This window comes from Pseudomonas sp. YQ_5, assembly GCF_043103305.1.
Taxonomy (GTDB): Bacteria; Pseudomonadota; Gammaproteobacteria; order Pseudomonadales; family Pseudomonadaceae; genus Aquipseudomonas; species Aquipseudomonas putida_Y.
Map to the genome: position 1 here is coordinate 107,424 of NZ_JBICJS010000066.1, position 25,990 is coordinate 133,413.

At 62.5% G+C, this 25,990-nt stretch carries 20 protein-coding genes; 13 read left to right on the forward strand and 7 right to left on the reverse strand.

Annotated elements, in window-relative coordinates; genetic code table 11:
* The first annotated feature begins 8 nt into the window (after window positions 1-8).
* The 4 genes from ACF8EA_RS16725 (at window position 9) to ACF8EA_RS16740 (ending at window position 2,345) form a co-directional block, all read left to right on the forward strand.
* Window positions 9-701, forward strand: a complete 693-nt coding sequence (locus ACF8EA_RS16725; protein WP_021782839.1) for an AzlC family ABC transporter permease — start codon at window positions 9-11, stop codon at window positions 699-701.
* Window positions 698-1,012, forward strand: a complete 315-nt coding sequence (locus ACF8EA_RS16730) for an AzlD domain-containing protein (protein WP_020193370.1) — start codon at window positions 698-700, stop codon at window positions 1,010-1,012. The genes ACF8EA_RS16725 and ACF8EA_RS16730 overlap by 4 nt, the downstream gene beginning before the upstream one ends.
* The gene (locus ACF8EA_RS16735) at window positions 1,009-1,854 is read left to right on the forward strand and encodes an AraC family ligand binding domain-containing protein (protein ID WP_392519960.1); all 846 of its coding nucleotides are present in this window, start codon (window positions 1,009-1,011) and stop codon (window positions 1,852-1,854) included. The genes ACF8EA_RS16730 and ACF8EA_RS16735 overlap by 4 nt, the downstream gene beginning before the upstream one ends.
* A 263-nt stretch (window positions 1,855-2,117) precedes the next feature.
* On the forward strand, window positions 2,118-2,345 hold the full coding sequence (locus tag ACF8EA_RS16740; RefSeq protein ID WP_003250422.1) for a hypothetical protein: 228 nt from the start codon (window positions 2,118-2,120) through the stop codon (window positions 2,343-2,345).
* 50 nt (window positions 2,346-2,395) lie between these two features.
* On the opposite strand, the gene ACF8EA_RS16745 is transcribed toward ACF8EA_RS16740, so the two are convergent.
* From ACF8EA_RS16745 to ACF8EA_RS16765, 5 genes are all read right to left on the reverse strand, one after another.
* Window positions 2,396-2,878 carry a copper chaperone PCu(A)C gene (locus tag ACF8EA_RS16745; RefSeq protein ID WP_103462709.1) on the reverse strand — a complete coding sequence of 161 codons (483 nt, stop codon included), beginning with the start codon at window positions 2,876-2,878 and terminating at the stop codon, window positions 2,396-2,398.
* Window positions 2,879-3,487, reverse strand: a complete 609-nt coding sequence (locus tag ACF8EA_RS16750; protein ID WP_003250418.1) for an SCO family protein — start codon at window positions 3,485-3,487, stop codon at window positions 2,879-2,881.
* A 196-nt stretch (window positions 3,488-3,683) separates the two neighbouring features.
* Window positions 3,684-4,268, reverse strand: coding sequence for a Fe-S biogenesis protein NfuA (gene nfuA, locus ACF8EA_RS16755; protein ID WP_003250416.1), 585 nt, complete (start codon window positions 4,266-4,268; stop codon window positions 3,684-3,686).
* Between the two features lie 58 nt (window positions 4,269-4,326).
* The gene (locus tag ACF8EA_RS16760) at window positions 4,327-5,361 is read right to left on the reverse strand and encodes an acyltransferase family protein (RefSeq protein ID WP_392522679.1); all 1,035 of its coding nucleotides are present in this window, start codon (window positions 5,359-5,361) and stop codon (window positions 4,327-4,329) included.
* 172 nt (window positions 5,362-5,533) lie between these two features.
* On the reverse strand, window positions 5,534-7,834 hold the full coding sequence (locus ACF8EA_RS16765; RefSeq protein WP_392522696.1) for a fatty acid cis/trans isomerase: 2,301 nt from the start codon (window positions 7,832-7,834) through the stop codon (window positions 5,534-5,536).
* Between the two features lie 182 nt (window positions 7,835-8,016).
* Here ACF8EA_RS16765 and metH point away from each other — a divergent pair, with 182 nt between their 5' ends.
* Window positions 8,017-11,724, forward strand: a complete 3,708-nt coding sequence (metH, locus tag ACF8EA_RS16770; protein WP_392519961.1) for a methionine synthase — start codon at window positions 8,017-8,019, stop codon at window positions 11,722-11,724.
* Window positions 11,725-11,893: 169 nt separating this feature from the next.
* Entirely contained in the window at window positions 11,894-12,109 is a 216-nt protein-coding gene (locus tag ACF8EA_RS16775; RefSeq protein ID WP_021782846.1) for a DUF2970 domain-containing protein, read from the forward strand.
* Window positions 12,110-12,471: 362 nt separating this feature from the next.
* Here ACF8EA_RS16775 and ACF8EA_RS16780 read toward each other — a convergent pair whose 3' ends face one another.
* Window positions 12,472-13,548 (reverse strand): ABC transporter substrate-binding protein, encoded by a 1,077-nt coding sequence (locus ACF8EA_RS16780; protein ID WP_103462711.1) that lies wholly within the window; start codon window positions 13,546-13,548, stop codon window positions 12,472-12,474.
* Window positions 13,549-13,761: 213 nt separating this feature from the next.
* On the opposite strand from ACF8EA_RS16780, the gene ACF8EA_RS16785 reads away from it, so the two are divergent.
* Window positions 13,762-15,414: a nitrite/sulfite reductase gene (locus ACF8EA_RS16785; RefSeq protein ID WP_104962115.1), complete on the forward strand. Its 1,653-nt coding sequence runs from the start codon at window positions 13,762-13,764 to the stop codon at window positions 15,412-15,414.
* Complete coding sequence (locus ACF8EA_RS16790; RefSeq protein WP_003250391.1) at window positions 15,398-15,892, forward strand: DUF934 domain-containing protein; 495 nt, start codon at window positions 15,398-15,400, stop codon at window positions 15,890-15,892. The genes ACF8EA_RS16785 and ACF8EA_RS16790 overlap by 17 nt, the downstream gene beginning before the upstream one ends.
* A gap of 46 nt (window positions 15,893-15,938) precedes the next feature.
* Here the strand turns inward: ACF8EA_RS16790 and ACF8EA_RS16795 are convergent, their stop codons facing one another.
* Window positions 15,939-20,126 carry an NEL-type E3 ubiquitin ligase domain-containing protein gene (locus ACF8EA_RS16795; protein WP_392522681.1) on the reverse strand — a complete coding sequence of 1,396 codons (4,188 nt, stop codon included), beginning with the start codon at window positions 20,124-20,126 and terminating at the stop codon, window positions 15,939-15,941.
* A 204-nt stretch (window positions 20,127-20,330) separates the two neighbouring features.
* Between ACF8EA_RS16795 and dkgB the strand changes: the two genes are divergently transcribed.
* The 5 genes from dkgB to ACF8EA_RS16820 all read left to right on the forward strand — a co-directional run bounded on the left by dkgB (window position 20,331) and on the right by ACF8EA_RS16820 (window position 25,910).
* On the forward strand, window positions 20,331-21,134 hold the full coding sequence (dkgB, locus tag ACF8EA_RS16800; RefSeq protein ID WP_367250926.1) for a 2,5-didehydrogluconate reductase DkgB: 804 nt from the start codon (window positions 20,331-20,333) through the stop codon (window positions 21,132-21,134).
* Window positions 21,135-21,154: 20 nt separating this feature from the next.
* Window positions 21,155-22,327 carry an MFS transporter gene (locus ACF8EA_RS16805; protein ID WP_392522697.1) on the forward strand — a complete coding sequence of 391 codons (1,173 nt, stop codon included), beginning with the start codon at window positions 21,155-21,157 and terminating at the stop codon, window positions 22,325-22,327.
* 250 nt (window positions 22,328-22,577) lie between these two features.
* Window positions 22,578-23,810, forward strand: a complete 1,233-nt coding sequence (locus tag ACF8EA_RS16810; RefSeq protein ID WP_021782853.1) for an MFS transporter — start codon at window positions 22,578-22,580, stop codon at window positions 23,808-23,810.
* A gap of 36 nt (window positions 23,811-23,846) precedes the next feature.
* Window positions 23,847-24,620: an AraC family transcriptional regulator gene (locus ACF8EA_RS16815; RefSeq protein ID WP_392522684.1), complete on the forward strand. Its 774-nt coding sequence runs from the start codon at window positions 23,847-23,849 to the stop codon at window positions 24,618-24,620.
* A gap of 141 nt (window positions 24,621-24,761) precedes the next feature.
* Window positions 24,762-25,910 (forward strand): M14-type cytosolic carboxypeptidase, encoded by a 1,149-nt coding sequence (locus tag ACF8EA_RS16820; protein WP_021782855.1) that lies wholly within the window; start codon window positions 24,762-24,764, stop codon window positions 25,908-25,910.
* The last annotated feature ends 80 nt before the right edge of the window (window positions 25,911-25,990 follow it).

Below are 25,990 nucleotides of genomic sequence, written 5' to 3' on the forward strand. Positions count from 1 at the left end.
CAGCCATCATGCCCCACATCGCCCGCCAAGCCTTTCTTCACGGCGCCATTGCCATTATCCCGTTGTCCCTGGCCGTTGCCCCTTGGGGCTTGCTGGCCGGCTCCATGGCCATTGAGGCCAACCTCAGTGCCTGGCAAGGGCAAGGGCTGTCAGCCATCGTCTTCGCCGGTGCCGCGCAGTTGGTGGCCATTGGCATGCTCAAAGGGGGGGCCAACCTGGCATCTATCCTGCTCACCACCCTGCTGCTGACTTCGCAGCACCTACTGTATGGCCTGTCGATGCGCCCAGTGCTGTCCAGCCAGCCTTTGCGCTGGCGGCTCGGCCTGGGCTTTCTGCTGACCGACGAATTCTTCGCCCTGACCAGCCAGTACGACCAGCAGCAGTTCAACCGCTGGTATGCCCTGGGGGTGGGCCTGACCTTCTACATCGCCTGGAACCTGTTCACCCTGGCCGGCATACTGCTGGGCCAGAACATTCCACACCTGGACCAATTCGGCCTTGATTTCTCCATTGTCGCCACTTTCGTCGCCCTGATCGCGCCGCTGGTGCGCAACCTGGCCACAGTGGTGTGCGTAGCCGTGTCGCTGTTCTGTTCGGTGCTGTTCAGCTACTGGCACTGGGAAACCGCCCTGGTGGTCGCAGGCCTGCTGGGCATGAGCGCCGGGTTCATCTGCCAGAAATTTGCCGGAGCCCGCGCATGACCTGGATCCTGATTTTCGCCATGGGTGCCATCGTGTTCCTCAACCGCTACGCATTCCTGGAGCCGCGCCTGCCCTTGCGCCTGAGCTCGAATGCCCGGCAGTTTCTCGGCTTTGCCGTGCCGGGCATGCTCACCGCCATCTGCGGCCCGATCATCTTCATGGCTGACCACCAGCTCAACCTGAGCCTGCTCAACCCCTACCTGCTGGGCTCCCTTGTGGCCATCGCCCTGGTGCTGTTGACCCGCAGCGTATTGCTGAGCATGCTGGTGAGCATGTTGATCTTCTTCCTTCTGCGCAGCTGGCTGGCATGAGCACACCCTTGCCCGAGCAGACACACCTCTGGCAGGCGCCAGCCCTTGGCGACGTCGAGATGCTGCACGCTCGCTACTATCAGCAGCGCTTTGCCCCGCATGTGCACGAGGGCTATGTATTCACCGTGATCGAGTCGGGCGCCCAGCGCTTCTGGCACCGCGGCAGCGAGCACCTGGCACCGGTCGGCAGCATGGTGCTGATCAACCCCGACGAACTGCATACCGGCGCTACGGCCCATGAAGCCGGCTGGCGTTATCGCGGCTTCTATCCCGAGCACGAGCGGGTGACCGGTGTGCTTGACGAACTGGAACTGGGCCGCCACGGCATGCCCAGCTTCAAGGACAGCGTGATCCATGACCCGGCCCTGGCCCTCGCTTTCAGCCAGCTGCATCAGTTGTCTGAAGCCAGCGCCAGCGCCTTGCAGCAGCAGACGGCCTGGCGCCAGGCGGTGCTGGCCCTGGTGCAGCGGCACGGGCAGTGCGCCGAGCCTTCGGCCCCTGGCCACGAACCCCTGGCCGTAGCCCGCGCCCGCGAACTGCTGGAAAGCCAACTGGCCGACCCGCCCTCACTGGAAACGCTGGCGGCAGCAGTCAACCTGTCGCCGTTCCACTTCGCCCGGGTGTTCCGCCAGGCCACCGGACTGCCACCCCATGCCTGGCTGAAGCAACGCCGCCTGGCCCGCGCCCGCGAAATGCTGAAGCACGGCCTGGCCGCTTCGCAAGTGGCGTTCGACCTCGGCTTTGCCGACCAGAGCCATTTGAGCCGGCAGTTCAAGCAAGCCTATGGGGTGACCCCGGGGGCCTATCGGCAAGCCTGCGTTCACTCTGCTCTACGCGCGTGAGAGGCAGCGCCCTCTCGAGAATGCAGACCCGCCAGCAGCTACCAGATTGTGCAGTTGAGCGCTTCAACAGGCACTTTCAGATACCGAGCCCTGAATCCCTTGCACGGCACGAGCATCAACTTTAAACATGCTGTTTATAAGTAACGAGTTGTTACTGCGCCGCAAGAGCAGCCACTTGCAGCTGTCGCAGCGCGCCTTGCAAAGGCCGTAAGGGCCTGGCCAACCCTCTGCTACACTGACAAGGCTGAATGGAGGATCCTGCCATGTCCGAAAGAGAGCTCACCACCCTTCTGTCGCTGATGAACCAGCGCCAGGCCTGTCTGAGCAGTGCCTGCAAGGAGATTGCCGACTGGATCGACCGGCAGGGCGATGTGCCCGCCGCTGGCAAGATCCGCGCTAGCCTTAAGGCGCTGGAGGCCGATGAGGCTCAGGTTCGAAAGACCTTGACGTCGCTGACCCTCGACAGACCGCTGCCGCGCTTTCGTAGCTGAAAGGCACAGTTGAAAAAGAAAAGGGCCGCTGAACGCGGCCCTTTGATCTGTCAGTGGCTCATGTGCATGTGATCATGCCCACCACCCGCGTCGGCGTTGAGTGCACGCACTTGTGCCTGAACTTCCAGGGTTTCCTTGGCGCCCTTGGCATCCTCGATGGTCAGGGTCAGAGGCACTTTGTCACCCTCCTTCACCTGATTGTGCAGGCCCATCAGCATGACATGCAGGCCATTCGGGTCCAGGGTCACTGCCTTGCCGGCTGGCAATTCGACAGCCTTGACCTCACGCATGCCCATCACGTCACCGTTCATGGTCATCTCGTGCACCTGCACAGTCTTGGCCACGGGCGAAGCCACGCCTACCAGCTTGCTGTCGCTGCTGGCGGTCAGGACCATGAAAGCACCGGTGGACTGCTGGTGCGGCACGCTGGCACGCACCCAGGCATCACTCACGGTGGTCTGGGCCAGGGCCGGCAAGGCCAGCCCCATCAGTACCAGGGCAGCCAAACCGCGTTTGATCGGTTGCATCGACATTCAGCAGATCTCCATCAGGGTGACCAGGTCTTCGGCACATTCCTTGGCGTTCAGGGAATGGCCCAGGCTCAGGCGCAGGGTGCCACGTGTATCGTAGACGTAGCTGGTGGACGAGTGAGAAATGGTGTAGGTGTCTCCGGCCGGAACCTTCTCGTAGAACACCTTGAATTCCTTGGCCACCGCGGCAATTTCCTCGGGGGTGCCGGTCAGCGCGGTGAACGTCGGGTCGAAGGCCTTGACGTAGGCATCGAGCACCTCGGGCGTGTCGCGCTCAGGGTCCAGGGTGATGAACACCACCTGGAACAGGTCGCGGTCGCGGCCCCTCAGCAGCTTGCGAATCTGCGCCGCACGCGCCAGCGTGGTCGGGCAGACAGCCGGGCACTGGGTGAAGCCGAAGAAGACCATCGGCATGCTGCCGTAGAAGCTCGACAGGGTGCGCACGTTACCTTGCGGGTCTTTGAGGCTGAACTTGCGCCCGAGGATTTCGTTGCTCATGTTCTTGCCGTACTTGAACTCGAGCCCCCGGGCCGGGCTGCAGCCTGCCAGCAGGCCAAGCCCGAGAACGCCCATGCCGGCGACAACCGCACGCCGGGTCAAAAGATCATTCATGAAACCATCCTTTACAGGGAAGGTGCCGGCCCTCGGGACGGGCCGGTCGAAAAACCGGGGCATTCTGGCATGACACCCAGAGGGGTTCTACCCGACCAACGCGGGGATGGCCTGCAGCCCTTTGAATACGGGCTGCGGCCTGTTGTCGCAGGGGTTGAAACCGTAACACTTTGTTGCTAAGAGAGCCGCCTTCAACTCAGTAGTAGGCGTTTTCTTTCTGGCTGTGGTCAGTCACGTCGCGCACGCCCTTCAGCTCCGGAATACGCTCGAGCAGGGTGCGCTCGATGCCTTCCTTCAGGGTGACATCGGCCTGGCCGCAACCCTGGCAGCCACCACCGAACTGCAGCACGGCAATGCCGTCATCGACCACGTCCACCAGGCTCACTTGGCCACCATGGCTGGCCAGGCCCGGGTTGATCTCGGTCTGCAGGTAGTAGTTGATACGTTCGTTGATCGGGCTGTCTTCGTTGACCATCGGCACCTTGGCGTTCGGCGCCTTGATGGTCAGCTGGCCGCCCATGCGGTCGGTGGCGTAGTCAACCAGTGCGTCTTCCAGGAACGGTACGCTGACGGCGTCCAGGTAGGCGGTGAAGCTTTTCAGACCCACGGCGGTGTCGTCAGGCTTCTCTTCGCCCGGCTTGCAGTAAGCGATGCACGTCTCGGCGTACTGGGTGCCCGGCTGGGTGATGAAAATGCGAATGCCGATGCCGGGCGTATTCTGCTTGGAGAGCAGATCGGCCAGGTAGTCATGGGCGGCGTCGGTAATGGTTATAGCGCTCATGTAGGTTCCTCACAGACTTGCGGCCAAGTGTACGCCAACCCGGCCCTTGAACAAAGTCCTAGCAATTGACTCGGGAAAGCGCATATTCCGGGGCCGCCCCCCGTTGCGCCGTCAGCCAGGCCTGCATTCGCCGGTACAGGCCGCGCTCCAGCCACTGGTAGCTGAACCACGACATTAGTCCAATGGACGGCACGCACAGGGCAAATGTCAGGAACGGGTTCAGCTGCAGCCGCTGGCTGGCGAACCAGCCTGCATACAGCACCAGCACATGAATCAGGTACACCGAGTACGAACAGTCGCCAAGGGCCTTGAGCAGCCGATTGCCCTGGAACAGCGGCTCCATGGCCACGAAGGCCAGCACAATCATCGCGCTCGGCACACCCCAGTGCAGCAAGCGCTGGGAAGCGTCCAGATAGTAGATCGCCAGGCCCGCCACACCGAGCAACGCCAGCGGCAACCACCGGCCCTGGCGGATCAGTCCGCGGCGGTACAGTACGCCGACACCAATGCCCAGCAGAAACTCGTAGATGATGTCGTTGTTGTAGAAGCGGCTGACCACGCCCATGCGCCCCAGTACCTCACTGACCAGCAACAGTGCGGCAGTCACCAGCAGCAGGTGATGCCGTTGGCGTACCAGGAACGCCAGGCCGAACAGCAGGTAGAAGAACATCTCGAAGTTCAGCGTCCAGCCCACGTTCAGGGTCGGGTACAGGCCGTAGCCACCTGGGTTTTCCGCCGGGATGAACAGCAGTGACAGCAACAGGTGCGGCCAGGTAAACGCCTGATGTGGCATCCATTGGCTGCATGCCAGCAGCAACATGGCCATCAGGGCGGTGTAGAACCAGTAGGCAGGAACGATGCGCAGCGCCCGGTTGAGCAGGAACTGGCGCGGTTCGATGGCTTTGTCACGGGTCGACAGGTAGATGACCAGCCCACTGATGACGAAGAAGATGTCGACGCCCACCGCGCCACGGTCGGTAAGCAGTTGGCCGATGGGGCCGGTGGCGTGGAAGTCGAAGAAGATCTGCATGAAATGGTGGCAGACCACCACCCAGGCGGCGAACGCCCGCAATGCCTGAAGCGAATACAGCATGGAATACCCTGCGCTTGGCGGTGCATTGAGGCCCTTATCGAGTGCAGAGGCCAGCGCCAGCCTTGATGGCAGCGCCATACCCGCGAAGGGCTGCAAAGCAGCCCCTTTGCAATCGATCAAGACCACCCACCGTTTCCGACCGCAGGGCACTCGGAAAAGTCAGCCAACCCGATCAGAGGTTCTCGTAGCGGTTCATGTCCAACACGCCCGCCTCGACCGGTTCGGTCTCCTTGATATAGCTGTTCAGGTCGTGGAAGTAGTGCCAGAACGCTGGGTGACTGCGGCGCACCCCCCAGCGCATGACAATGCGCTCGAACTTCGCCGCGTCATCTTTCGCATACTCCATGTCCTCGACGAACTCCGGCACATCCTTGGTCGGGATGTTGAAGATGAAGTTCGGGTAGCTGGTGAGCACACCCGGGTACAGGGTCAGGGTATCCAGCCCCGGCTGGTAGCGGTACGCCTCACCCAGCAGGAACGCCACGTTGCTGTGCGCGCGGTTGCGCAGCAGGCTGTACACCTGACGCTGGCCGTCCTGCCCCTCGATACGCAGCATGGTCGCCTCGGGCAACTGGTTGATCACCTTCAGCCCGGCCGCCGGGCGCGACACCAGTCGGCTGAGCGACTGCTCGGCATTGCGGAACTCTTCGCTGATCTGCGGCCGTGAGCAGAACGCGCCCTGGCAGCGATTGATCGGGTCCGGCGCGGCATTCAGGCTGCCGGTGCGCTGCAGCAGCTTCAGGCCAAAGTCGCGCTTGGGGTTGCGCGAGTCGAGCTTGATACCACTCGGAGTGTCGGTGTCGATGTCTTCATAATCCATCCACATCTTCACCTTGCCACTGTTCTGGTACCAGTCGCCAAGGATCGCCTTGCGCTGGTCGGCCGGCATCAGGCGCAGGAAGTTGATCTCGGCGCCATTGCGGATCAGGTCGAAGTACAGGCGCGTCTGCAACTGGTGCGAAACGTTGCCATACACATCGAAGTTGACCGCCAACTGGTAATACGTGCGCTCGAACAACGGGTAGTCGAACAACCACACAGTCAGCGGTACATCCCCCACCAGGCCCTTGGTCACCGATGCGCTGTCGAAGTGGCGGAAGATGCTCAGCAGCGCATTGTCGTTACCGGCCCACAGCGTCGACCATCTCGGTGCCGGCATTTCGGCATAGGCTTCACGGCGCAGTTTCTCGTAGTCGTTGCGCTTGTCACGATAGGCGTGCCACAGGCTCAGCACACTGCCCACGTCATCGATCTGGCCAGGCATGGCCAGCAAGGGCGTAGCCTTGCCCCGATACTCGGCATCGGTGATGTAGCGATCGAAGGCCGGCTCCTGGAACAGCGCCCAGAAGTTGTCGCGGATCACGTCAGTGGCAATCTGCCCGCGGCACACCGGGCCACGGATGAAGGTGCGCACGAAGTACTCGGCGTTATCCAGCATGAACTGGTAGCGCGCCACTGCCGGGATCGCCTCGAAGGTTTCAAACGGGTTGGCCCGGTGGCGCGGGCCATAGCCCGGAAGCGCGGTGGCATGCCAGTCGCCAGCGTAGAACAGCTGCTTCACGCGCTTGAGTTTCTGCGGCCCCATCGGGTAGGTGATGTGCGTCTTGTGCACGATCACGCCCTGCACCGGGATCAACCGGTAGTAGAAGTCCGTGCCCGGCGGGTCGTTGGGGCGGCGGGTGGCAATGATATCGACCGGCTTGCCACTTGGCGTGCGCGAGCGCACCCACTGGAAGAAGTGGCCCTGCTCGCCGCCAACGAAGTAGATATGTGCCAGGAACAGGTGCTCGTACAGCCAGCGGCCCACCAGCGCCTCAGTGGAACCCGGGCGGTTGAGCAGTTCTTCCCACTCTGCGATTTGCCTGGCCTCGGCCGCGCTAGGCTGGATCGGCTGATACTCCACCGGCGCACCGGCCGCCAGCCAGCGGCGCATGGTGGTGTATTCGTCGTCGGTCAGCCCGGTCACCGCCAACGGCATGCCCTCCTTGGGGTGTGCGCCGGCATAGGCGTCGAATTCATCGGGCAACGGGCACATGTTGTTGCGGCTCAGGCCCAGGACGATCTCTTCGGGCAGCTTGGCGTTGGGCGTAAGCGGGGTTTTGTGGCCCAACTCCAGCATGCGCGCCATCAGCGCGGCCTGACTGCCCTGGTTGTCGAGCACCGAGTAGAAGCCCTTCTTGCGCCATTGCTCTTCACTGTGTGCGTCGTAGAACAGCCGCGTGGTGGGCACCGCCTTGCTCCGCTCGCCCTGGTACACCGGGACCTTGCTGGCCCCGCGTACAGCGCCTTCAGGGCTTTCCAGCTTCAGCTGGCAGGCGGCGTCGTTGCAGGCATGGCAGGCCACGCACTTCTCGGTAAAGATCGGTTGAATGTCCCGGGTGTAGGAAATGGCCGGGCTCGACTGGGGGGCTTGCCCGAATGCCACGCCGCTGATGAGCAGGGCGAAGGCGCCAGCAAGGATACGATGCACCATGTGCGGAAAGTCCTGGTTCTTGAAAGCCATCACGATTTGTTGCCTGGTCATCCTGGGTGCTTTGCGCTGTCAGCGCCCGCTCAACATGAGCAGTTTTCATGCAAATGGGCGACATGCCTAAAAACCGCGCAGCTTTGTTATGATTCGGCACCTTCTGATATTTGCCCGACCAGGTAGTTCCTATGTCCGACCGCAGCGCTCGTCTCCAAGCACTCCAGAACGCACTCAAAGAGCGCATCCTGATCCTCGACGGCGGCATGGGTACTATGATCCAAAGCTACCGTCTAGAGGAACACGACTATCGTGGCACGCGTTTTGCCGATTGGCCAAGCGATGTGAAGGGTAACAACGACCTGTTGCTGCTCAGCCGCCCGGACGTGATCGCCGCCATCGAGAAGGCTTACCTGGATGCCGGTGCCGATATTCTCGAAACCAACACCTTCAACGCCACGCAGATTTCCCAGGCCGACTACGGCATGGAGTCGCTGGTTTACGAGCTGAACGTCGAAGGCGCGCGCATCGCTCGCCAGGTTGCCGATGCCAAGACTCTGGAGACGCCGGACAAGCCGCGCTTCGTCGCCGGCGTGCTCGGCCCAACCAGCCGGACCTGCTCGATTTCCCCGGACGTCAATGACCCAGGGTTCCGCAACGTCACCTTCGACGAGTTAGTAGAAAACTACATCGAGGCCACCCGCGGCCTGATCGAGGGCGGCGCCGACCTGATCCTGATCGAGACCATCTTCGACACCCTCAACGCGAAGGCGGCGATCTTCGCCGTGCAGCAAGTGTTCGAGGACGACAACGTCGAACTGCCGATCATGATCTCCGGCACCATCACCGACGCCTCCGGCCGTACCCTGTCGGGCCAGACTACCGAAGCGTTCTGGAACTCGGTGCGTCACGCCAAGCCGATTTCCGTGGGCCTGAACTGCGCCCTGGGCGCCAAGGACCTGCGCCCATACCTGGAAGAGCTGGCGACCAAGGCCGATACCCATGTGTCCGCCCACCCCAATGCCGGCCTGCCGAATGCCTTCGGCGAGTACGACGAAACCCCGGCCGAGATGGCTGCGGTGGTCGAGGAATTCGCTGCCAGCGGCTTCCTCAACATCATTGGCGGCTGCTGCGGTACCACGCCGGGGCACATCCAGGCCATTGCCGAAGCCGTGGCCAAGTACAAGCCGCGCGAGATTCCGGAAATCGCCAAGGCCTGCCGCCTGTCGGGCCTGGAGCCGTTCACCATCGACCGCCAGTCGCTGTTCGTCAACGTCGGTGAGCGCACCAATATCACCGGTTCCGCCAAGTTCGCCCGGCTGATCCGCGAAGAGAACTATACCGAAGCCCTGGAAGTCGCCCTGCAACAGGTCGAGGCCGGCGCCCAGGTAATCGACATCAACATGGACGAAGGGATGCTCGACTCCCAGGCGGCCATGGTCCGGTTCCTCAACCTGATCGCGGGTGAGCCGGACATCTCGCGTGTACCGATCATGATCGACTCGTCCAAATGGGAAGTGATCGAAGCCGGCCTCAAGTGCATCCAGGGCAAGGGCATCGTCAACTCCATTTCCATGAAGGAAGGCGTCGAGCAGTTCAAGCACCACGCCCGCCTGTGCAAGCGCTATGGCGCTGCCGTGGTGGTCATGGCCTTCGACGAAGTCGGCCAGGCCGACACTGCCGCGCGCAAGAAGGAAATCTGCCAGCGCAGCTATGACATCCTGGTCAACGAAGTGGGCTTCCCGCCAGAAGACATCATCTTCGACCCGAACATCTTCGCCGTCGCCACCGGTATCGAAGAACACAACAACTACGCCGTCGACTTCATCGAAGCCTGTGCCTATATCCGCGACCACCTGCCCCACGCCCTGAGCTCGGGCGGTGTGTCCAACGTGTCGTTCTCGTTCCGCGGCAACAATCCGGTGCGTGAGGCGATCCACTCGGTGTTCCTGTATCACGCGATCCAGAACGGCCTGACCATGGGTATCGTCAACGCCGGCCAGCTGGAAATCTACGACGAGATCCCGGCCCAGCTGCGTGAGAAGGTCGAGGATGTGGTGCTCAACCGCACCCCGCATGGCACCGATGCACTGCTGGCCATCGCCGACGACTACAAGGGCGGCGGCGCAACCAAGGAAGTGGAAAACGAAGAGTGGCGCTCGCTGCCGGTGGAAAAACGCCTGGAGCACGCGCTGGTCAAGGGCATCACCGCATTCATCGTCGAAGACACCGAAGAATGCCGCCAGCAGTGCGCGCGCCCCATCGAAGTGATCGAAGGCCCGCTGATGAACGGCATGAACGTGGTCGGCGACCTGTTCGGCGCAGGCAAGATGTTCCTGCCGCAGGTGGTCAAGTCGGCCCGGGTGATGAAACAGGCCGTTGCTCACCTGATCCCGTTCATCGAGGCCGAAAAAGGCGACAAGCCGGAAGCCAAGGGCAAGATTCTGATGGCCACGGTAAAAGGCGACGTCCACGACATCGGCAAGAACATTGTCGGCGTGGTGCTGGGCTGTAACGGTTACGACATCGTCGACCTTGGCGTGATGGTGCCGGCGGAGAAGATCCTGCAGACGGCCCGCGAGCAGAAGTGCGACATCATCGGCCTGTCCGGCCTGATTACCCCGTCGCTGGACGAAATGGTCCACGTTGCCCGCGAAATGCAGCGCCAGGGCTTCGAACTGCCGCTGATGATCGGCGGCGCCACCACCTCCAAGGCGCACACGGCGGTCAAGATCGAGCCCAAGTACAGCAACGACGCGGTCATCTACGTCACCGACGCTTCGCGCGCGGTCGGCGTGGCCACCCAGCTGCTGTCCAAAGAACTGAAGCCGGGCTTTGTGGAGAAAACCCGCCTGGAATACGTGGACGTGCGCGAGCGCACCGCCAACCGCAGCGCCCGCACCGAGCGCCTCAGCTACGCCCAGGCTATCGCCGCCAAGCCGCAATACGACTGGGCCGGCTACCAGCCAGCGGTGCCTTCCTTCACCGGCGTCAAGGTGCTGGAGGACATCGATTTGCGCACCCTGGCCGAATACATCGACTGGACCCCGTTCTTCATCTCCTGGGACCTGGCCGGCAAATTCCCGCGCATCCTCACCGACGAGGTGGTTGGCGAGGCTGCTACGGCGCTGTACAAGGATGCCCGCGAGATGCTCGACAAGCTGATCGACGAGAAGCTGATCAGCGCCCGCGCGGTATTCGGCTTCTGGCCGGCCAACCAGGTGGCCGATGACGACATCGAAGTCTACGGCGAAGATGGCCAGGCACTGGCCACCCTGCACCACCTGCGCCAGCAGACCATCAAGCCGGACGGCAAGCCCAACTGGTCGCTGGCCGACTTCGTCGCCCCGAAAGACAGCGGCGTGACCGACTATGTAGGTGGTTTTATCACCACCGCCGGCATCGGTGCCGAGGAAGTAGCCAAGGCTTACCAGGACAAGGGCGACGACTACAGCTCGATCATGGTCAAGGCCCTGGCCGACCGCCTGGCCGAAGCCTGTGCCGAATGGCTGCACGAGCAGGTGCGCAAAGAGCACTGGGGCTATGCCCGCGACGAGCACCTGGACAACGAGGCGCTGATCAAGGAACAGTACAGCGGCATCCGCCCTGCTCCTGGTTACCCGGCCTGCCCTGACCACACCGAAAAGGAAACCCTGTTCCGCCTGCTCGATGGCACCGCCATTGGTGAAACCGGGCCGAGCGGGGTGTACCTCACCGAGCACTTCGCGATGTTCCCGGCGGCGGCGGTCAGCGGCTGGTACTTCGCCCACCCGCAGGCGAAGTATTTTGCCGTCGGCAAGGTCGACAAGGACCAGATCGAACGTTACAGCGCGCGCAAAGGCCAGGACATCAGCGTAAGCGAGCGCTGGCTGGCGCCTAACCTGGGGTATGACAGCTAAACGACTGCGCTGGCTTCTTCGCGGGCTTGCCCACACAGGTATGAAACAGGCCTCAAGGGCCGTGATTTACCTGTAGGGGCGGGTATACCCGCGAAGAGGCCGACACAGGCAACCTCGCAACCATTGCCTACACTGTCCCTGATTGCCTCTGATTTCCCCAGGAGCCACCATGGACGATTCCAGCCAGGGCAAACCCCCGACCTTCTGGCAGATGCTGCACAGCATCCTCGCCGCCGCCTTCGGCGTGCAAAGCGGCAAAAACCGCGCACGCGACTTCACCCACGGCAAAGCCAGCCACTTCATTGCGCTGGGGGCGTTGTTCACCCTGGTGTTCATCGCGATTTTGATCGGCCTGGTGCAGTTGGCCCTGCACCTGACCCGCTAACCTGTGCCGGCCTCTTCGCGGGTAAACCCGCGCCTACAACGGTCCTGCGTCATTCTCAAGGCAGATGTTTCCACTGCGCAGAGGCGGGCACAGGCAATAATAAAGCGCCTGCGAGATTCCCTCCCGCAGGCGCTCCTGCTACATCACGGTCTTGAGTTTCAAGTCACTGGTGGCTGACCCAATACACGGCAGTGACTACCACCAGAACGATCAGGCAGAGGATCGCCCAGGCGTCGACACTGCTGTCAGCTTTGCGGACCTTGGTTGGGTTTCCCATTGCATTGCCTCTTGTAGTGGTTATGGGAATGCACTTCACCACCAGCAGTTAAGACGAGCAATGTCCTTCCCTCAAGCAGGGTCATTCAATATTCGACCGGTGACGCAAGAAACGGGTAACGGTAACCGGGCGGCCGCCCTTCGGCACTGTAACGCCGGAAATCGACGCCGTAGTCGTCCCTTTCCAGCAGCTTCAACCAACGCCTGGCCTTGGCCTGATCGATTTCCTGCAATACCGGAACACGGCGCTCGCGCAGGCCGTCGCGGTTCAACGCCAGCCCATGGGCATCATCGTGCAGCATCACCATGGCCCAACCGCCAAGGGTGAAATGCCCCCCCATCAGCACGCTCAAGCGCCCATCGATACGCGCGCGCAAGGCTTCGGCCGAGCTGTTGACGGCACCGAACAGCACATCACGCCCCGGCGTATACCCGGCCTCCTCGAACGCCTGCATGGCACCAAAGGCCATCTGGTCATTGGCCGACCACACCAGGCGGGTGGCCGGGTAACGCTCCAGCAACTGTTGCGCCTGCTCGTAGGCGCGCTGGCGGCTCCAGCCGCCGTATACCACCTGCCGCAAGCGCACCTGAGGGAAATCGGCCAAGGCGCGACGCATGCCCTCAACGCGCAACTGCGAGGCCGGGGTGGTCTTGACCCCGGCAAAGGCAAGCAGATCCACCGGCCCTGCGTTGCGAGGCAGTTGTGCGAGCATCGAGTGCAACATCTGGTAGCCCGCCTGCTCGTCGTTGCTTATCAAGGTACCCAGCGGCTCGGCATACTTGTCGGGCTGAGCCTCGATGCTGAGGCGCTGGCTGGCGGTCAGGCCATTGTTGACCAGCAGCAGTTTCACCCCGGTGCCACGCGACAGGCGCAGGATTTCCGGTGCCACGTACTGCTCGTTGACCAGTACCAGGTAATCCGGCCGCTGCGGCGCGTTCAGGATCGTCCGGGCCTGAGTCATTATCAGGTCGGCACGGCGCTCGCTGTATTGCACCTGCAGGGACATGCCCAGCTCGTCCGCGGCGGCCTTCATGAAGCGGGTATAGCTGGTCCAGAATGTCTCGGTGGACAGCCCCGGGTTGAGGAACACTACCGAAGCCGGTTGCGCATTTGCCACCAGTGGCAAGGCTAGGCACAAGCTTTGGCACAGGGCCTTGAGCATGGGGTCACATCTCTGCGAAGCAAACGCCGGATTATAAACGCCTGGCGACGCTCAACGCACAAATGGCAGTCAATCTCACATAGTCCATTTGGTTCTTTTCATATGCAAAAACATCACTTTAGCGCATAACCGCAACCTGATATCGTTTCCCGGCTCCGTACCGGAGTGCGCGGCCGTGCGCGCGAATAGCTGCATGCCTGAGACAGGACTTTTATGTACGTATACGACGAGTACGATCAGCGGATCATCGAGGACCGCGTCAAGCAGTTCCGTGATCAGACCCGCCGCTACCTGGCCGGTGAGCTGAGCGAAGAAGAATTCCGCCCTCTGCGCCTGCAGAACGGCCTTTATATCCAACGTTTCGCGCCGATGCTGCGTGTCGCGGTGCCGTACGGCCAGTTGAACGCCAATCAGGTCCGCACCCTGGCCAAGATCGCTCGCGACTACGACAAGGGCTATGCCCACATCTCCACCCGCCAGAACGTGCAGTTCAACTGGCCGGCGCTGGAGGACATCCCCGACATCCTCGCCGAGCTGGCCACCGTGCAGATGCACGCGATCCAGACCAGCGGCAACTGCCTGCGCAACACCACCACCGACCAGTTCGCCGGTGTGGCCGCAGACGAAATCGTCGACCCGCGCCCGTGGTGTGAAATCGTCCGTCAGTGGACCACCTTCCACCCGGAATTCGCCTACCTGCCACGCAAGTTCAAGATCGCCATCAACGGCTCGCAGGAAGACCGCGCCGCCATCGAAGTGCACGACATCGGCCTGGAGCCGGTGCGCAACGCTGCCGGTGAACTGGGCTTCCGTGTGCTGGTCGGTGGTGGCCTGGGCCGTACCCCGGTGGTGGGCTCCTTCATCAACGAGTTCCTGCCGTGGCAGGACCTGATCAGCTACCTCGACGCCATCCTGCGCGTGTACAACCGTTACGGTCGCCGTGACAACAAGTACAAGGCGCGGATCAAGATCCTGGTCAAGGCCCTTACCCCGGAAGTGTTCGCCGAAAAGGTCGAGGCCGAAATGGTCCACCTGCGTGGCGGCACCACCACCCTGACCGAAGCCGAAGTGCAGCGCGTATCGCGCCACTTCGTCGACCCCGAGTACCTCGCACTCGACAACGTCGACTACACCGCACTGGATGCCGAGTACCCAGGGTTCGCCCGCTGGCGCTCGCGCAACACCCGTGCCCACAAACGCCCGGGTTACGTGGCTGTGACCCTGTCACTCAAGCCGACCGGTGTTGCTCCGGGTGACTTGACCGACAAGCAGCTGGACGCCGTGGCCGACCTGGCCGAACGCTACAGCTTCGGCTTCCTGCGCACCTCGCACGAGCAGAACATCATCCTCGCCGACGTCGAGCAGCGCCAGCTGCACGCGCTGTGGCTGGAACTGCGCGAAGGCGGCTTCGCCACCCCGAACATCGGCCTGCTGACCGACATCATCTGCTGCCCGGGTGGTGACTACTGCTCGCTGGCCAACGCCAAGTCGATCCCGATTGCCGAGTCCATCCAGCGCCGTTTCGACGACCTGGACTACCTGTTCGACATCGGCGAAATCGACCTGAACATCTCCGGCTGCATGAACGCCTGCGGCCACCACCACGTGGGCCACATCGGCATCCTCGGCGTGGACAAGAAGGGTGAGGAGTTCTACCAGGTGTCGCTGGGTGGCAACGCCGCGCGCGGCGCAAGCCTGGGCAAGATCCTTGGCCCGTCCTTCGCGCAGGATGACATGGCCGATGTGATCGAGAAGCTGATCGCCGTGTACGTCGAGCAACGTACCGAGGAAGAGCGTTTCATCGACACCTACCAGCGTATCGGCATCGACCCCTTCAAGGAACGCGTCTATGCAGCGAATCATTAAGAACAACCAGATCGTCGACGAAACCTGGCACCTGCTGCCCAAGGAAACCTCGTTCGACGAGCTGACCAACTGCGACGACTACATCGTCCCGCTACAGATGTGGCGCGACCATGCCCATGTGCTCAAGGCCCGCGATGGTGGCTTGGGTGTATGGCTGGACAGCGACCAGGAAGCGGAGGAAATCGGCGAAGACGTGCACCACTTCCAGGTCATCGCCCTGAACTTCCCGGCATTCACCGACGGCCGCAGCTACTCCAATGCGCGCCTGCTGCGTGACCGCTACAAGTTCAAAGGCGAACTGCGCGCCATCGGCGATGTGCTGCGCGACCAGCTGTTCTTCATGGCCCGCTGCGGCTTCGACGCATTCGCCATCCGTGCCGACAAGGACCCGGAAGACGCGCTGCAAAGCCTGAAGGACTTCTCGGTGACCTACCAGGCCGCCACCGACGAACCGCTGCCGCTATTCCGCCGCCGCTGATCGTCCCGCCCCAGCGAACAGCCCGCCTCTCGGCGGGCTGTTTCGTTCATAGGCCGTGGCGTTGAATTGCCTCTCGGCTCAACTCAAGCAAAAGCTGCCGTTTCGCTGCCTCACGCTCTGCGCAGATATGCTCGACTTGGGCAAAATAGTCGCCATCGCTCAGCGTTTTCGATTGTTCGAGCAACGCATCCAGGCGCTGCTGAAAAGGCTCGTCCAGGCGGCTGAAGCGCGCCGCTTGCTGCTCGTGCAGGTAGTCCTGCCAGAAGGATCGATCTGCCAGCGCCTGAGCCAAGGCTTGTGGCGTTTCCTGCCGCAGCACCTCGCTGCGCGCGGCGTCCAGGTCTTCACGGCCAACGCCGCTGAAACTCTCATACGAAAGATGGCTGGGCTGCACGGGAAGGTCGAGGCTATCCGCCAGCCTGACGCGATAGGTCAAGTAAACCTCAACGGGATCGTTCGAAAAGTAATCCGCAATATGCCGCGCGGCAATTGCGTTGACTTTGTCCAGGCGGAACAACGAACGCCCCAGCCTGACCAGCGCCCGCTCCTTCTGCAACCCGGTACCGGCTGTTCCGGCCCTGACGACCATCGCGCCAATCTCCAGCTCGCTGAGCGTCAGCAGCAACTCGTCGCTGCAACTGCGCGGCCGGGCAACTTGCTCGAACAGGCTCGCGCGTACTTCAGCGTGCTGCTCGCAGGCTTCGAGGATATGCCACACCCGCGCCTGAAGGTCGCGCGGTTGTGCGTCGTATTCACGCAGGGCGCGTAAATCATAGAAAAAGCGGAACAGATCCTGTGCCCCGGCTTCCTGGCTCAAGCGGTTCCAGCTCGCCAATCGCACCTCGCGCTGGGCTGGCGTGAACCCTGAAAACCAAGGGGCTGCAGCGTTCGGGATCGAAGTGGCATGAGCTGCACGTCGACGCTCAGCAGCCCCGGCCGACGCCCTGGCCAACTGCAAGCGCTGCAGGGTTTCGTCCGAGAGTGGGTTGTCGTGCAGCTCCAGGCCCCGCAACAAGCGCAGCGGCACTAGAGACAACGCTTCAGGCAGCGTCTGGATCTGGTTGTCACGCATGTCCAGCAACTCCAGATTACCGTGCCTGGCCAGATCAGCGGGCAGTTCGCCCAGCCCGGTGTTGCGCAAGGACAGCCGGCGCAGCAGGGGGAAAGACGCCAAGGGTGGCAGCAAACCGACCGGGTTGCCGTTGAGCTCCAAACGGTGCAGCTCCACAAGCTGGCTCAAACGCAGGTTATCCTCGCTGGAAAGCACGATCTGGTTGCCGCCAAGGCGCAGGTTTTTCAATTCGGTCAGTTGCTCGATACCTGCAGGAAGGCGAGTCAGCCGGTTGTTCCGCAAGTCCAGGTTGCGCACCTTGCTGAAGCGACCAATAAAGCCCGCATCAAGGCTCGTCAGCTGCATATCGCGCAGGGTCAGGTGCGTGATGTGGTCAAAGCTCACATTTTCAGGCAAAGCCGGCAGGTCACCCACCCGCTCACCCACGAGGGTCAGGTGGTAGTCACCCGCCATCTCCCCAGGGGTAAAGCGCTGCCAGCTTGCCGTAATGCGCCTGACAACCTTGATACGACGCAGGCGGCGGACAATGTTCAGCCCTGCGTCATTTCGCCAGGCTTGCAATGCCTGCTTGAGGCTGACCTTGGCCTGTAGCAGTTGGCTGACATGGTTCCACGGATCCACCCCCCGCTGCGCCAGGTCTTGCAGGTAGACCTCCAGTTGCTCACTGCTCATCACCGGATACACGTGGTTCAACGTGCGGCGCAGTGCCTGGCGGGTCCCTGTCAGGTGGCCACTGAGCGGGTAGCCCAAACGCCCATCGAACAACCGCACAGGAGGGCGAATCCCCTGCCCCACACGGGCCAGCCCAATCATCCGGGCCGCCGACTCACGGTCTGCGAGTGCCTCACGCCCAAGCCGCTCACCCAGTGCGTCATCCGTCATCTGGCTCATACCAAGCAACTGTCGCTGACGGCTGTCCAGTTGCTGTCTCAACGTCTGCAGCAACCCACCCCTGCCCGCGGCAGGCAGCTCAACGTTGACCCCGGTCGACCAAGGGGCGATGGCATCGATCAGGCCCAGCGCGAGCTTGCCGGTATCGTCATTTTCTGCAGCGGCCTGGCGCAACCCTGCACAGGCACGGTCTATTCGGCTGTCGCGTATTGCCCAGCGTGCACGTTCCGCCAAGGCCAGGGGTACCCGGCCTGCGCCAGTCAGGGTCTCCATCTCGACACTGCTGGCTCCCTCGACGATTTCCCGTGCGCAGCGGTGGGAAAGGCCTGGGAAGTCCCGCATCAAGACCCGGTCCGCTGCTTGCGGGCTGATCTGTCGCTCGTTGAAGACCTCCTCGAAAGCTTCACCTCGCAACGCCGGAAAATCACGGTGTAATTGCTGGCGCTCGATGGCATCGAGCAAGCGTGCCGGCGGGGGCGCATTTTCCAGTAACAAACGGCGCAGGCAGTCAGCATCGAAACCGGTTGCCTGCAGCGCTACGGATACCGCCTCATCGGGCACCTGCGCCGTGCGGCTGGCAAGGCGGCGCACCATGCTGGCGGGGTCATGCCAGCGCTGCGGTTGCTCGAACTCATGCACCCATCCCCCGGCACCATTGTGCTCAAGTGCCGGTGAATACGCCCCCGGCCTTGATGGATGACGAATACGCCATGCGCCATCGTCCCCTTCGCTCACTTCATAGACAGCATCGTGCAGGCGCCTCAGCGAACGGCCAGTTTCATTCACGGCCTGTCCTACCATCAGATCGACGCCCTCACGCTGATAGCCCGACAAGGACGGATCACACAGCCGCAACTGGCCATCGCCCAGGCTTACCGGCACCATGGCATCCACCCGCGCCACTCGCTGTGCCAGCTTGCCAAGTGCCGCCGCCCCGGCCGTCGTCACCGCCGCTATCACGACCGTGTCGGCCACGTTGAACAAGTGGCCCAATGCGGCGTCGCGATCACCCAACTGCCAATCCTGGTAGCCTTCGTACACCTCACCCGCCAGTTGCACCACCGTAAGCCCCAGCAGGGCCTGCCCCAACACAGGCACAAACAGCGCTGCCAAGCCTGCCACGCTCAAGCCCAAGTCCAGATAACCCTGCAAACGTGCGCGGCGGTCGGCGATATCCTCATCCTCTGTCGATACCGCCAGTACCCGCGCGTCATCCCGCATTTTGTCGATCCGGGCTTGGCGCAGCGCGACGAACACGTCGCCCTCGATCGCAAAACAGCGGCCATCCAGCTCAAGCGGAAGAACAGTATTACCGTGGTTGAGCAGCGCGTTCAGCGTCACGCAGAAGGCGACGCGATCACGCTCTGCGACGAAGCGCTGGAAGTAGCGCCGATACGCTTCATTACGCAAGCGTATGCCAAGGGTCATGTACAGCAGTTCCCAGCTGGTGTGCCAACTCACCGGGGCATACGGGTCCTCAGGCAACCACGCGATAACGCCAAGCAGGCGGGCGTTCTGACGCACTTCGATCACCAGTGCGCCAATGACTTCCTTGCCCAACAGCCTCAGGGTGTGACACTTCAACACGGTGTCGTCGGCTGGCAGGAAAGACGCTGTGCCCACCACCTGGTTGATCCACTGACAGGTCTGCTCATCGATTTCACCCTTGATCCTTGCGGCGATTGCAGCAAGCGCCAGGTTGGCGCTCATCGCCTCCTCCAGGGTGCTCTCGACGGCCACCCCCTCGCCTTCAAGCTTCGCTTGCAAATGGCTTTGATAACGCCTGCCGATATCAAGGTCTCTGCAAAGGCGGACAAAGGCTTGCGCACTTAGCGGCAGCAGGTGCCCGCTAGCAGTGACCAACTGCGACCCGGCTGCGAACCAGCCAGGCTGCATTTCCTTTTCGTGGAAGTTATGCAGTGCCGCCGAGAGCAGGGTCTGGGTGCTGACGATGCGTGTCGAAGTGCTTGGTAAAGCAGGAGATATCGACGGTTTGGGCTGCAGCGTCACCAGCCTGAGCTGTGCCTGGCGCAGCTCTACCTGCCTGATCGAATGGGCCTCAAGTGCTCTTTTGAGCAACGACTCGGCGAACTCATCCAAGGGGGTTATGGCCCCTAACCAGGCGTCGACTTGGTCCTGCGCCCGCTGTTGGCGCAAAGCAGCGGCGCGCAGCCCTGTCAGCTCTTGGGCAGACGCGCGTTTGAGCCAGCCTGGCAGCTGACGGGCAATCAGCGCATCGATGGAATCGGCAGGTATTACGGAAGGGGTCATGGGCAGCCTCAACGCTTGATAAAAAAGCGCTAGCTGAACAAGGTTCCAATCCCCTCGGGCCCTATTTATGTAGTGAATGCACAGCTTGAAAATGTATTTGTGACTACAGGTCAAATGACTTTGGCGCCATAGCGGCTTATTCGCTGCCGTTCAAACCTGCACACTGGGCACCACATGATCCTCCCCCTATTCAGGAGCAACCCCATGAGCGTTCCTTCCTTCGGCCTCGGCACCTTCCGCCTCACCGGCCAAACCGTCATCGACTCGGTCAAGTCTGCCCTGGCAGTCGGCTACCGCGTCATCGATACCGCACAGATCTACAAGAACGAAGCCGAAGTGGGCCAGGCCATCGCCGAAAGCGGCGTGCCGCGCAGCGAGCTGTTCATCACCACCAAGATCTGGGTCGACAACTACGCCGCCGACAAGCTGATCCCCAGCCTGCGTGACAGCTTGCAGAAGCTGCGCACCGACTACGTCGACCTGCTGCTGATCCACTGGCCAGCGCCGGGCAACGGCGTAGAGCTGCCCGAGTACATGAAGGCCCTGGCCGACGCCAAGCAGCAAGGCCTGGCTCGCCAGATCGGCGTTTCCAACTTCAACATCGAACTGACCAGGCAAGCCATTGCCGTGGTCGGCAAAGGGGAAATCGCCACCAACCAGATCGAGCTCAGCCCGTACCTGCAGAACGGCAAGCTGACCGCGTTCCTCCAGGAACAAGGGATCACCGTGACCTCGTACATGACCCTGGCCTACGGCAAAGTGCTGAAAGACCCGGTGCTGACCCAGATCGCCGCCAAGCACAAGGCTACCGTCGCCCAGGTCGCCCTGGCTTGGGCCTTGCAATTGGGCTATGCCGTGATCCCGTCATCGACCAAGCGTGAAAACCTGGCCAGCAACCTGCTTGCCCGTGGCCTGAAGCTGGACAGCGACGACATGGCACGCATCGCCAAGCTGGAGCGCAATGGCCGCGAGGTCAGCCCTGACGGCCTGGCGCCAACCTGGGACTGACACCGATGACTGCTCAAACAATGAGACCCGGCCGCGTGCTTTTCGCGTTGGCCATTGGCGCCTTTGGCATCGGTACTACTGAGTTCACCCCGATGGGGCTACTGCCGGTCATCGCCCAGGGCGTGGAGGTGAGTATCCCAAGCGCCGGCATGCTGATCACCGCCTATGCCATTGGCGTGATGGTCGGCGCACCGATCATGACCTTGCTGTTCAGCCGCTTTGGGAGGCGCGCTGCGCTGATGGCATTGATGGCCATCTTCACCGTTGGCAACCTGCTGTCGTCGCTGTCGCCGGACTACTACACCCTGCTCGCTTCGCGACTGGTCACCAGCCTCAACCATGGTGCGTTCTTCGGCCTGGGAGCCGTGGTGGCAGCCAGCGTGGTGCCCAAGGAGAAACAGGCCAGCGCCGTGGCCACCATGTTCATGGGCCTGACCATCGCCAACATCGGCGGCGTGCCGGCCGCCACCTGGATCGGCCAGCAGATTGGCTGGCGCATGGCATTTGCCGGCACCGCCGTACTCGGCCTGCTGGCCATGGCCGCACTGTGGTACGCCCTGCCCAAGGGTGAACGCGGCAGCGTGCCGCATGTGCGCAAGGAACTGGCGGTCATTGCCCGCCCCAGCGTGTTGCTGGCAATGGCCACCACCGTGCTCGGTGCCGGCGCCATGTTCACCTTGTACACCTATGTGGCGCCGGTGCTGGCCGAACTGACCGGCGCCTCGGACAGCTTCGTAACCTTGGGGCTAGTACTGATCGGGGTTGGCTTCACCCTTGGCAACAGCCTGGGTGGCCGCCTGGCCGACTGGTCGCTGGATGGCGCGGCGAAGATCTTCCTCGCCGTGCTGGCGCTGATCATGCTGGCGATGCCCCTGGTACTGGGTAGCCACATCGGCGCCGCCATCGCCCTGCTGGTCTGGGGCATGTTCACCTTCGCCGTGGTACCGCCGCTGCAAATGCGCGTAATGACTGCCGCCATCGAGGCACCGGGCCTGGCATCGTCGATCAACGTGGGTGCGTTCAACCTGGGTAACGCCGTGGGCGCGGCGCTGGGTGGTGCGGTTATCAGCCTGAACCTGGGCTACGCCGCCGTGCCAATGGCCGGGGGTGTGCTGGCGGCTGCGGGACTGTTGCTGGTATGGCTGGGCGGGCGCAGCAAGGTCGCCGGCAGGACCGCAGCCGATATGGCCTGATCGCATCACCTGCTGGAGCGGCCCATCGCGACACAAGGCCGTTCCTGCACACGGGCCGCGCCCGATACACCTCTGTCTTCCTCACGCTGTAATGATGGAATGCCGGGCGCCTCCGTTCTCTTTTCAGGCTGCAGGCAAGGATGCCCGAAACGCGACATTGGCTGCCTGTTCGGCGTGAGACAGGCCACCTGGGCACTGGATAACCTGCTACGGCAATGCCTTGCTCCCTTGCCATAGAAGAACCTTGCCCATGACAACCTCCGCCGCCTCCATAGCCGCCGCCACGCCTGCCGACCAGCCTCAGGGCTTTGTCGTGCGCATCGTCGGTGCGGCTGCATTCGCCCACCTGCTCAATGACCTGATTCAAGCCGTACTGCCATCGATCTACCCCATGCTGAAAAGCGATTTCGCGCTGAGCTTTGCCCAGATCGGCTGGATCGCCTTGGTGTATCAGGTAACCGCTTCCCTGCTGCAACCTTGGGTCGGCATGTTCACCGACAAGCACCCACAACCCTACCTGTTACCTGCCGGCATGCTGGTGACGCTGGTGGGTATCGCCCTGCTCGCCTTTGCTGGCAGCTATGAAATGCTGCTGGTGGCTGCCGCCGTGGTCGGCGTGGGTTCGGCCACCTTTCACCCAGAGGCCTCGCGGGTGGCCAGAATGGCCTCCGGCGGGCGCTTCGGCACCGCGCAGTCAACCTTCCAGGTCGGCGGCAATACCGGCTCGGCCCTCGGCCCGCTGCTCACCGCTGCCATCATCATTCCGCACGGGCAACCGGCCATTGCCTGGTTCATGCTGGCCGCTGCGCTGGCTGTTCTGGTGCTGCTGCGGGTGACGGGCTGGAGCGTGCGCCACGGCCAGGCCCAGCTCAAGAGTTTCGCAGGCCAACAGGCTCCTGGCCTGTCGCGGGGTGCCATGTGGCGCGCGGTGGTGGTGATCGCCGTGCTGATGTTCGCCAAGTTCGTCTACATCGCTTCGTTCACCAACTTCTTCACCTTCTACCTGATCGAGCATTTCGGCCTGAGTGTGCAGCACAGCCAGCTGTACCTGTTCGTGTTCCTCGCAGCCGTTGCGCTGGGCACCTTTGCCGGTGGCCCGGTGGGTGATCGCATCGGGCGCAAGGCCGTGATCTGGGTCTCGTTCCTCGGCGTGGCGCCCTTCGCCCTGGCCCTGCCCCATGCCAACCTCGCCTGGACAGCCGTACTGGCGGTGGCCATCGGCCTGGTGATGTCCTCGGCATTCGCTGCCCTGGTGGTGTATGCCCAAGAGGCGGTGCCAGGCCGGGTCGGCATGGTTTCGGGGGTGATGTTCGGGCTGATGTTCGGCATCAGCGGCGTGGGTGCAGCCGGCCTGGGCACACTGGCCGACCGGCATGGCATCGAATGGGTGTACCAGGCCATCGCGTTCCTGCCGCTGCTCGGGTTGGCCACCGCCTTGCTGCCGGCCACCCACTCGCGGGCCCGCCCAGGTCGTTGCTGCTAAAGTGGCGCTGCCAGGCTGCTCCGATATGAGGTCACGATGGTAAAGCCGCAGCGTGAATTGTTGGTGGAGGTCGATGAGTGGACCTGGGAAGTCGGTAGCCGTGCGACAGACTACCCAAGCGACTGGTTCATCGAGCCCCATAGCCATACCAAGCATCAACTGATCTATGCCATCAAAGGCCTGATGATCGTCGAGTCCGGCAACGAATGCTGGACTGTGCCACCCAGCCGCGGCGTGTGGATGCCTTGCGGCCAGGTGCATGCCATTCGCTGTGTCGGCGACGTGAAGATGCGCAGTGTGTTCGTGCGCATCGACGCGGCAGCAGGCCTGCCCCTGCAGAGCAAGGCCATCAGCATCTCGCCGCTGCTCAGCGAGCTGATCAAGACCTCGGTGGGCTTCACCGCTCCGTTTGCCGAGGACTCGCGAGAAGCCCGGGTCATGCGCCTGATCCTCGACGAAATCTGCGTACTGCCGACGTTGCCGCTGAAGCTGTCGCAACCCAGCGACAAGCGACTGAGTGTGATCTGCACGGCGTTGCAAGAACAGCCCGAGGATAACGCCACCGTTGCCGACTGGGGCCTGCGACTGGGGGTGGACGAAAAGACCATCCAGCGGTTGTTCCGCAAGGAAACCGGTATGACCTTCGGCCAGTGGCGCCAGCAGGCGCGGCTGATGCAGGCACTGGAGCGGATAGCGCTGGGCGAGCGAATCATCGATGTGGCGGGGGCTTTGGGTTATGACAGCCCAAGTGCCTTCGCCAGCATGTTCAAGCGCCAGTTCGGTACCACGCCCAGCCAGTTCTTCAAATAACCTGAAGTCCACACATTTACCGGTCACCAGCTTGCTGCATAAGGGCGGCCGCTAACGGCTCGCCCTGCCTGATCTTGCACAGCATCCCCGCCAAGCCGTATACAGTACCCCTACAACAATGCCCGCAAAGGAGCCCGGCACATGACCGTGACGCTGTCCCCCCTGCAGATCGACTGCGATTTCGACTCCGGCAACATACAGGTACTGGATGCCAGCAACCCGGCCCAGGTACACCTGGCCATTCGCCCGGACACCCACAGCGGCCACTACCAGTGGTTCCACTTCAAGGTCAGCGGGCTGACACCGGGGCAGGTCCATCGCTTCAGCCTGGACAACGCTTCTGGCTCCTCGTACAAGAACGCGTGGAGCGGCTACAACGCGGTCGCCAGCTACGACCAGCAGCGCTGGTTCCGCGTGCCCAGCCAGTTCGACGGTGCGGCGCTATCGTTCGAGGTCACGGCTGAACAGGACCAGATCTGGTTCGCCTATTTCGAGCCCTACCCGCGTGCCCGCCACAACCAGCTGATCGAACGTGCCCGCCAACTCCCGGGGGTCGAGTTGCTGGCCTGCGGTCGCAGTATTCAGGGCCGCGATATCCCGCTGCTGCGGGCAGGTGACGGTGCCGAAGGCAAACGCAAGCTGTGGCTGATTGCCCAGCAGCACCCGGGCGAGCACATGGCCGAATGGTTCATGGAAGGCGTGATCGACCGCCTGCAGACCAACGACGCAGTGATACAGCAATTACTGGCCAAGGCCGACCTTTACCTGATCCCCAACATGAACCCCGACGGCGCCTTCCTCGGCCACCTGCGCACCAACTTCAAGGGCAAGGACCTCAACCGCGCCTGGCAGGACGCCAGCGTCGAATTCAGCCCGGAAGTGTTCTTTGCACAGGCGCAGATGAAGCAGTACGGTGTGGATGCCTTCATCGACGTGCACGGCGACGAAGAGATCCCGCACGTGTTCACGGCCGCATGCGAGGGCAACCCGGGTTACACCCCTCGGTTGGCCAAGCTCGAAGAGCAGTTCCGTAGCACCTTGTGCAGCCTGACCCGCGACTTCCAGACGGTGCATGGCTATACCCGTGACGAACCCGGACAGGCGAACACGACGCTGGCCTGCAATGCGGTGGGCATGGCACATGACTGCCTGTCGCTGACGCTGGAGATGCCGTTCAAGGACCATGACGACGCACCCGATGTCGTCACCGGGTGGTCGGGGGCGCGTTCGAAGGCACTGGCCGGAGCGGTACTGGAGACCCTGGCAAGCATGGTAGGCGATTTGCGCTGAACCTCGCCTTGCGCAGCCCCTGCAGGAGCAGCACGTCGCGACACACGGCGGCTCCTTCAGGGGGTATGAACCACCGGAAG

Excerpts from the sequence above, each read along its gene's own strand:
- ACF8EA_RS16725 (WP_021782839.1), top strand. The coding sequence starts at position 9 with ATGCCCCACATCGCCCGCCAAGCCTTTCTTCACGGCGCCATTGCCATT.
- ACF8EA_RS16730 (WP_020193370.1), top strand. The coding sequence starts at position 698 with ATGACCTGGATCCTGATTTTCGCCATGGGTGCCATCGTGTTCCTCAAC.
- ACF8EA_RS16735 (WP_392519960.1), top strand. The coding sequence starts at position 1,009 with ATGAGCACACCCTTGCCCGAGCAGACACACCTCTGGCAGGCGCCAGCC.
- ACF8EA_RS16740 (WP_003250422.1), top strand. The coding sequence starts at position 2,118 with ATGTCCGAAAGAGAGCTCACCACCCTTCTGTCGCTGATGAACCAGCGC.
- ACF8EA_RS16745 (WP_103462709.1), bottom strand. The coding sequence starts at position 2,878 with ATGTCGATGCAACCGATCAAACGCGGTTTGGCTGCCCTGGTACTGATG.
- ACF8EA_RS16750 (WP_003250418.1), bottom strand. The coding sequence starts at position 3,487 with ATGAATGATCTTTTGACCCGGCGTGCGGTTGTCGCCGGCATGGGCGTT.
- nfuA (WP_003250416.1), bottom strand. The coding sequence starts at position 4,268 with ATGAGCGCTATAACCATTACCGACGCCGCCCATGACTACCTGGCCGAT.
- ACF8EA_RS16760 (WP_392522679.1), bottom strand. The coding sequence starts at position 5,361 with ATGCTGTATTCGCTTCAGGCATTGCGGGCGTTCGCCGCCTGGGTGGTG.
- ACF8EA_RS16765 (WP_392522696.1), bottom strand. The coding sequence starts at position 7,834 with ATGGTGCATCGTATCCTTGCTGGCGCCTTCGCCCTGCTCATCAGCGGC.
- metH (WP_392519961.1), top strand. The coding sequence starts at position 8,017 with ATGTCCGACCGCAGCGCTCGTCTCCAAGCACTCCAGAACGCACTCAAA.
- ACF8EA_RS16775 (WP_021782846.1), top strand. The coding sequence starts at position 11,894 with ATGGACGATTCCAGCCAGGGCAAACCCCCGACCTTCTGGCAGATGCTG.
- ACF8EA_RS16780 (WP_103462711.1), bottom strand. The coding sequence starts at position 13,548 with ATGCTCAAGGCCCTGTGCCAAAGCTTGTGCCTAGCCTTGCCACTGGTG.
- ACF8EA_RS16785 (WP_104962115.1), top strand. The coding sequence starts at position 13,762 with ATGTACGTATACGACGAGTACGATCAGCGGATCATCGAGGACCGCGTC.
- ACF8EA_RS16790 (WP_003250391.1), top strand. The coding sequence starts at position 15,398 with ATGCAGCGAATCATTAAGAACAACCAGATCGTCGACGAAACCTGGCAC.
- ACF8EA_RS16795 (WP_392522681.1), bottom strand. The coding sequence starts at position 20,126 with ATGACCCCTTCCGTAATACCTGCCGATTCCATCGATGCGCTGATTGCC.
- dkgB (WP_367250926.1), top strand. The coding sequence starts at position 20,331 with ATGAGCGTTCCTTCCTTCGGCCTCGGCACCTTCCGCCTCACCGGCCAA.
- ACF8EA_RS16805 (WP_392522697.1), top strand. The coding sequence starts at position 21,155 with ATGAGACCCGGCCGCGTGCTTTTCGCGTTGGCCATTGGCGCCTTTGGC.
- ACF8EA_RS16810 (WP_021782853.1), top strand. The coding sequence starts at position 22,578 with ATGACAACCTCCGCCGCCTCCATAGCCGCCGCCACGCCTGCCGACCAG.
- ACF8EA_RS16815 (WP_392522684.1), top strand. The coding sequence starts at position 23,847 with ATGGTAAAGCCGCAGCGTGAATTGTTGGTGGAGGTCGATGAGTGGACC.
- ACF8EA_RS16820 (WP_021782855.1), top strand. The coding sequence starts at position 24,762 with ATGACCGTGACGCTGTCCCCCCTGCAGATCGACTGCGATTTCGACTCC.